Below are 6922 nucleotides of genomic sequence, written 5' to 3' on the forward strand. Positions count from 1 at the left end.
CCCGGCTGCTTCGTGGTGGGCTACAGGCGTCTCACGCTTTTGTTCAGCTTTGTTGATACTCCACCGCCGCCAGCCCGCATTGCGTGTGCAGGAACAGGTAGTAAGCGCCTTCGCCGTATTCGAACAGGTCCGCGCCGCCGACCAGGCCGACATAGTCCATCGCCTTTCCGCAGTTTGGGCAGTCGAGGTAGACGGGGTCCTGGATCCAGTCGGGGCATCCGCCGAGCGTGGACCCTTCGCGATTCCAGGCGCTGGCAAGGTAAGGCGTCGACCATTGCTCCCCGAGCGTCAGCCTGACCGGTGGCGGCTCCTCGGGTCCTCCACCAGGCAGATACTCCGGGCGCTCGTTATGGGCGGACCATCTCGCGCCCCCGTCGGCGGCGACCTCGGCGTAAGTGGTGCCGTAGCAGGAGCATATCTGGCAGGTGACGATGCGCAGCCTGCCCCGCCAGCGGGTATGCGCGAGTGCGTCACGAACCCTTGGGTCAGAGGTGTCCACGTCCAGCACGGTCCACAAGGGACTGGTGCACCATGGGCAGGTGTCCGCGGTGCGATCGCCGCCCTGCTCCGGTACGAGGCGGTAGGCGCTGGTACCGCAGAGTTCTCTGACGCCGTCCTCCGCCAGCTCCCACCCACCATCACGGATCAACGCCGCCACGCCCCGCTGATAAGGGTCGAAGTCCGGCTCCGTCGGAGGCGACTGCATCCAGCGGCGAAAGGCCTCCTGCGCGACACGACCACGCGTCTGTGTCAGCACGTACGCCAGCATGGCCGGCGACTCAGACGTGCCCGATTCGATCCGGGCCACCACAGCACGCTGGAATTCCTCGTCCGCACCCCGATACAGCACCCACAACCGCCAGAACACGTCGGCGTCCAATAGCCGCAAGTGGTACGGAGACAGCGCTTCCGGATCCGCCGCCGCAAGGTCGGCCAGCTCCTCGACCATGGTGTCATCACGAGATTCCACGCGCGCCACCAGATTCTCAATCATCCCGCGACGCTACTCCAGCCAGCCAAAGGACAACGCGCCCTCGACAACACGAGCGTAAGCGCGCCGGTCTCTGGGGCGACGCCCGGACCGCGCAGGCCATGAGAGAGCCACACGACCAGCGTGGGCAGCCGCAGAGAGAGCGACGGCCCAGGCGCCTGGACCGAGCCTGGCCGGGCACCGATTCTGAGGCAATGAAACAAGTAGCCGCGAAGTGAGCGTTAGCTCGGTGGTGAGCAGGGCCGGGCCGAACCGCCGACCTTCCGTTGCTCAGAAGTCGCAACCGTCCCGGTTGGTAGGGCGCTTGCCCGAGGTAGAGGGTGCCCGGCTGCTGCTGGCGCCCCTTGCACGGGGCTCTTGCCGTCAGCTGCGTTGGCGCTGACGTCGGGCTTCGAGACGCCGCGCATCCCGCTCGTGCAGTCCCGCTCGACGTCGCTGGGCACGGTCGACGAGCAACGTTCGCGGGTCGGACGCCAACTCGTACAACTCGACCTCGAACGGGTCGGCGTCGTACTCGATGAGACGGGCCAGGGCGTCCCGATCCTGCTCGGCGGTCACTCGCCGGCCCACCAGCCGCACTCGTTCATCAACCGTGATGTTGCTGGTGGCGTTCGGCTGCCCATGAGACGGTGGCCGCATCGCCTCCGTGAGGGGAGTGGCCGCTTCCCGTCGTGGTGGTCACGGGACAGATTTCGGACGTTGAAGCAGGCATCCGTACGGACAGGGGGAGCGCGGGATGGGCGGGCATCGAGCCGCGGCGGATGCCGATCAGGACGGTCGTGCAAGGGGCGGCCTCTGGGCGCCCGGCCTGGCCAACCTCGCCTTGGGAGTGCCCGCGATGCTTCCGCTCTACCTGGCGAGATGGCTCTGGACCGAGTACCTGCCGATGGACTGCAGGAGCAGCCAGGACGTGATCAAACCCGGGCTGACCAACTGCTATCACCCGACCCTTGATCACGCGCCGGTCGTCATGTTCCTCCTGGTGGTGACCGGAGTAGCGCTGCTGGCACTGGTGCTCGCCGTGGACGTGCTCTTGCCGCTCCGACGCAGGGGGCGGCAACTCGGAGCCTGGCTCGGCATGGCCGCACTGATCCCCGTCCCGTTCGTGGTCTGGCTCAGCCTGACGTGACCGCGTCCCGGTTGCGTCCGCGGAGCTGGTGTACGGGTGTGGAGGTGGGCAGGGGCGGGGTCGAACCGCCGACCTTCGTCCGGAAGCCGGGCGGGGCGCTGCGGTGAGTTCCGGATGCGAGTGTGGTCGGAACTTCCGAAGCGAACGGGGGGAGTTGTCTGAGTGGACCTGTACAGCGTCATGCCGGTGAGTGACAGTGCCAGGGCACTGGGGTGGTACGGGGCGTTCTTCGGGCGTGCGGCGGATGAGGCGATCGGCGAGGAGTACCTGTGGCAGGTCGGGCCGAACGCCTGGGTGGTCGTCGACGATCGGGACGTGCTGGCCGAGCGGGTGGGAAAGGCCATGGTCACGTTGGGCGTGACCGACCTCGACGAAATTCTCGCCCGTCTCGCCGCGCACGGTATCGGCCACGAACCCGTGGAGACCTACAGCAACGGCGTGCGCCACGTGGTCGTGCTGGACCCTGACGGGAACAGCCTGTCGCTCGCCGAGGCGCCCGATTAGCGGGCCCTGGTTCTTCCGTGCTCGGGCGGTCGCGGACTCCGCGGGCGGCCGGCGGCAGAGACGCGCGGACTGCGGCAGAAAAGCGCGTTCGGGTTGTTGACATGGGTCGGGCTGTATGGGTGCCGCTGTGGGTAGCGGTTGCGCGGGTCGGGTGGAAGACCGCTGTGCCGATGGACGAGGGGCCATGCCCAGCTCTCGTGGCTACCGACCGGCCTGGCCCGCGATATCCCTTTCGGATGTGATCGAGGGGCTCTGGGGGCCTAGTCGTGTGAGGGGAGTGCAAGCTTCTGTAGCGAGTTTCGTAGGTGCTCGGCGGCCTCCGGGGTGAGGGGCGCCAGGAATTCGCGCTCGGCTTTGTCGTTGGCGTCGGTGGCCTGGCGGAGGGTCTCGCGGCCGGCATCGGTCAGTTCGACGACGTTGCGGCGGCGGTCTTCCGCGTGCGGGTGACGTGACACTAGACCTTTGCCCTCCAGGGCGTCCAGCATCGCGACCATCGTGGTGCGGTCGATGCCCAGCCGCTGCGCCGCCTGTTGCTGGGAGGCCGGTTCGCGGCCGGCCAGGCAGAGCAGGACCCCCAGCTCACGCCCGTCGATGCCGTACGGCGCCACCGCGTTCGTGGCCAGTTCCGCCATCCGAAGGTGCGCATGCTTGAGCAGGTAGACGAGGTTCCTGCTCAGCTCGGGGCCCGGCCCATCACTGCTAGACACGGAAGGACTCTACCGCTAGCCTGATCGTCAGTATTACTGATAATCAGCAAAGCGACAGGAAGTGAGAAGCAAATGATCTTGGTGACCGGAGGTCTGGGATTCATCGGTTCCCACACCGTGCGCGCACTGTTGGACGTCGGCGAGAGTTGCGTGCTGGTCCAGCGCCGGACGGGCGAAGTACCGGCATATCTCGCGGGCGGGCAGGTGGCGGTCGAGCGGGCCGACATCACCGATCTGAGCGCGTTGCTCGACATCGGCAGGCGTCACCAGATCACCGGCATCCTGCATCTCGCGGGCTCGATGCCGTGGCCGCCCGACTCCGAGCAGCCCGTCGAGGCGGCGCGGAAGGCCTTGGGCGGCCTGTTCAACGTCTTTCAGGCCGCCTACGAGTGGGACGTGCACCGGGTGGGTGTGGCGAGCACGATCGGTGTCTACGGCGGCATCGCGGGCGATGGCCCGCTGGGGGCCGGAGAGGGGCCGCTGTGCGAGGACATGCCGCTGGTGATGACCTCAGCCCACCTGATCCCGACCTTCAAGAAGATCGGTGAGCTGCTCAACGGTCACCTGGCCGACGCCGCCGGCATCGATGTCGTCAACTACCGCATCTCCGGCACCTGGGGTCCGCGCGACCCCCACGGCGCCCTGTTCTTCGCGGCTCCCGAACTCGTCCATGCCGCCGTTCGCGGAACCGAACCGGACCTGTCCACGCTCCCCGGGCCCGCGCACGCGGAAGACTCGATCGACCTGTGCTACGTGAAGGACACCGCCCGTGCCATCGCGCTCCTTCAGCTCGCAGAGCGGCTCGACCACCGCACCTACAACGTCGCGTCCGGCCGCGCGACGACCAACGCCGAGATTATCGCCGCGATCAAACAGGCGGTGCCGGACGCCCGGGTCGAACTGCCCACCGGAGGGGACGCACGGCAGAACCACCTCGACATCACCCGGCTCCAGCACGACACCGGTTACCAGCCCGAATACGACACCCAACGCGCGGTCGCCGACTACATCGCCTGGCTGCGTGCGGGCAACGAGCACTGAAGACCTGTCCGGGCGCCGGGCTGTGCGCGATGACCACAGCGGTCCGCCGGATCGCGGCATGAGCGTGCGTGGGGGTCCCAGGGCCGTCCGATCGGATGGGTCTTGGCACTTCGCAATCCCCGGTCTCGCGCTCAGACTTGAATTCTAGGTAGTCAGTGTGGCGGACATTCCTCGCACTGTGGCCTTCTGAACGTGCGCGCTGGACCTCGCGTCAGGCATAGCGGGTTGCCTCCGCGGGGATGGCGGTCAGTGCCGTATCCGATCGAACAGGAGGGTGACCGTGGACTGGAGGCTGGGCGAAGAGTTCCGGACGCCTGACGGGGTCGTGCGGTGGGCGGCCATGGGCAGCGGCGACCCTGTCGTGCTCGTGCACGGCACCCCCTACTCGTCCCTTCTGTGGCGGGACATCGCACCGGCGCTCGCTCTGACCCGCAAGGTCTTCGTTTTCGACCATCTGGGGTTCGGTCAGTCGGACCAACGTGAAGGCCAGGACCTCAGCCTGGCCGCTCATGCCAGGAACTTCAGCCGGCTCCTGGGCCACTGGGGACTGTCTCGCCCGAGCGTCATCGCCCACGACATCGGCGGAGCGGTCGCGTTGCGGGCACTGCTGCTGGAAGGGGCGGGCTTCGGGGATCTCACCCTCTTCGACGCGGTGAGCGGCGGCCGCTGGGAGAGAGGACTGTTCCAGCTCATCCTGGAGCAGGCGGACGTCTTCCGGCAGTTTCCCGATTACGCCCACGAGGCACTGGTGGCCAGCCATCTACGCCACGCCACGCATATCGGCTTCCGGCCGGGGATCCTCGACGCCTTCCTTGCGCCGTGGCGGGGCGTCGAGGGACAGGCCGCGTTCTACCGCCAGTACAGCCAGATCAAGGAGGTGGACACGGCCGCGTACGAGCATCTGCTGGACGACATCTCGCTGCCGGTGCGCCTCATCTGGGGCCGCGAGGACCGCATCCTTCCCCCGCGGTACGCCGAGTGGCTGCACGAGAGGATCCCGCACGCCGAACTTCACTGGATCGAGGGAGCCGGCCACCTCCTTCAGGAGGACGCGCCCGCGCAGCTGGTGGCCCATCTCACCGCGAAGGTCCCGGCACCACGCTGAACAGGCCGGTGACACCCAGACCCGCACGCGTGAGGTCCACATAATCTGCGAACTGGCCCTGACGCAAAGGACCAGTCGTGTCGGGCTTACCTCTATCCCGTCAGCCGTGCCGGCGGCACGCGGCTGCGGTCTTGGCCGCGGTGTACTCCTAGGGCTCAACCGGTCGTCGCAACACCGGCTTCCTGGACCGATAGTGGATGCTCGTTCAGGGCCGCGTCGTGGTGGGCCGACATGGCGTGGCCGAGCAGACGGCGAGAGAACAGGTCCTCGGTCGTCGCGAGGTAGAGCGGCCCCTCGCCGGTGTCGATCAGCGTCACGTCCCCGCACCACGGCACATCCGGTGTTACCGCGGCGAAGTTGCGGCGCACCAGATCCGGTGCCACCGGTCGCCTTCCCTGGCGCGTCAGCGACCTGCGCCGTCAGGGTGCCCGCCCGGCCAGGCCGAGCTCGACCATCCGAGCGGCGACGGTGTTGGCCGACACCCCTCCGCCCCTCGTCCCGCAGGTCACGGGCGATTCGCGGGGACCCGTAGGTGCCGCCCTAGGCGGTGAACAGCCGCTGGATCTGCTCATCCAGCCGGTTCCGTCGCTGCTCGCGAGCGGTCGGCATACGTTTGATCCACCTGCAGAGCCAGGACTGCGAGACCTCCAAAGCCCGGCAGGCGACCGCGTGCGGGATGCCGTACTTGGTCCTTCGGGACGCGGTGAACTCCGGCACGATCGTTTGCAGAGGTGACGGCAACAGACGGACCGGCACCCGCCCTGCGGTCAGCCGGTTTGCTGGCCTCGCAATGCCCTTGGGGGGACTTCCCCTCGGCGTTGAGGTGGAGGATGAACGAGTTGATCGCGGGCTGGAAGGTACCTGCTCGGAGGTCCATCGGGCGCCGCGTACGGGCGGTACCCATCGGGAGATAGTTTTCCTCTGTTCAAGCGGTATACACCGACGATGATCAATCAGTCACCGGTGTTTCCGCTGGTCAGAGGACCAGGTGGGCACGGGCGGGGTCGAACCGCCGACCTCCCGCCTTTCAGAAGTAGCAACCACCCTGCCGCGGTGCCATCCACCGAGGTCAGACGGTGCCCGACGTGCGCCCGTGGTGCTGGTTGGCTGCCGTCGTTGCCGTCACCGCTTGGGGCTTTCAGGCGACCTTGATTGAGTGGGGGCCGACGCTGACGGTGATGTCGAGGTGTCCTCCGAGTGCGGTGGCGTAGGCGCGGAGCGTTTCCAGCTCCATGGCTTCGAGGTTGCCGTTTTCGATCTGGGAGACGCGGGACTGGGAGACCCCCAGGATCTGGGCGACCTCGGCTTGTGTCTTGCCGATGGCCTTGCGAAGCTCCTTGAGGTGGTGGCCGGCGACGTAGGCGTCCAGTTCGGCGCGAGCCTGGTCCTGGCGCTCGGGGTCGGCCAGTTCGGGGTTGCGGCGGTGTGCTTCGGCCTTGATGTCC

The 6922-nt window shown here is 67.6% G+C and carries 9 protein-coding genes; 4 read left to right on the forward strand and 5 right to left on the reverse strand.

The features are described 5' to 3' along the window. Window positions 1-43 precede the first annotated feature (43 nt). Together BM339_RS38935 and BM339_RS38940 are read right to left on the reverse strand one after the other, a co-directional pair. Window positions 44-994: a hypothetical protein gene (locus BM339_RS38935; RefSeq protein WP_075024130.1), complete on the reverse strand. Its 951-nt coding sequence runs from the start codon at window positions 992-994 to the stop codon at window positions 44-46. Between the two features lie 360 nt (window positions 995-1354). Continuing rightward, window positions 1355-1549 carry a hypothetical protein gene (locus BM339_RS38940; RefSeq protein ID WP_256255704.1) on the reverse strand — a complete coding sequence of 65 codons (195 nt, stop codon included), beginning with the start codon at window positions 1547-1549 and terminating at the stop codon, window positions 1355-1357. 178 nt (window positions 1550-1727) lie between these two features. Between BM339_RS38940 and BM339_RS38945 the strand changes: the two genes are divergently transcribed. Next, window positions 1728-2120 (forward strand): hypothetical protein, encoded by a 393-nt coding sequence (locus BM339_RS38945; RefSeq protein WP_083598412.1) that lies wholly within the window; start codon window positions 1728-1730, stop codon window positions 2118-2120. Window positions 2121-2282: 162 nt separating this feature from the next. Continuing rightward, window positions 2283-2624 carry a VOC family protein gene (locus tag BM339_RS38950; RefSeq protein ID WP_021591271.1) on the forward strand — a complete coding sequence of 114 codons (342 nt, stop codon included), beginning with the start codon at window positions 2283-2285 and terminating at the stop codon, window positions 2622-2624. Between the two features lie 260 nt (window positions 2625-2884). On the opposite strand, the gene BM339_RS38955 is transcribed toward BM339_RS38950, so the two are convergent. After that, window positions 2885-3331, reverse strand: coding sequence for a MarR family winged helix-turn-helix transcriptional regulator (locus BM339_RS38955; protein WP_075024131.1), 447 nt, complete (start codon window positions 3329-3331; stop codon window positions 2885-2887). 72 nt (window positions 3332-3403) lie between these two features. Here BM339_RS38955 and BM339_RS38960 point away from each other — a divergent pair, with 72 nt between their 5' ends. Both BM339_RS38960 and BM339_RS38965 read left to right on the forward strand, forming a co-directional pair. Continuing rightward, window positions 3404-4372, forward strand: coding sequence for an NAD-dependent epimerase/dehydratase family protein (locus tag BM339_RS38960; RefSeq protein ID WP_075024132.1), 969 nt, complete (start codon window positions 3404-3406; stop codon window positions 4370-4372). Window positions 4373-4652: 280 nt separating this feature from the next. Then, on the forward strand, window positions 4653-5477 hold the full coding sequence (locus BM339_RS38965) for an alpha/beta fold hydrolase (protein WP_075024133.1): 825 nt from the start codon (window positions 4653-4655) through the stop codon (window positions 5475-5477). 155 nt (window positions 5478-5632) lie between these two features. Here BM339_RS38965 and BM339_RS38970 read toward each other — a convergent pair whose 3' ends face one another. Continuing rightward, window positions 5633-5860: a hypothetical protein gene (locus tag BM339_RS38970; RefSeq protein WP_075024134.1), complete on the reverse strand. Its 228-nt coding sequence runs from the start codon at window positions 5858-5860 to the stop codon at window positions 5633-5635. A 755-nt stretch (window positions 5861-6615) separates the two neighbouring features. Then, on the reverse strand, window positions 6616-6922 hold a 307-nt coding region (locus BM339_RS38975), incomplete at its 5' end, for a helix-turn-helix domain-containing protein (RefSeq protein WP_143118774.1).

It is taken from the genome of Actinomadura madurae (assembly GCF_900115095.1).
Classification (GTDB): Bacteria; Actinomycetota; Actinomycetes; order Streptosporangiales; family Streptosporangiaceae; genus Spirillospora; species Spirillospora madurae.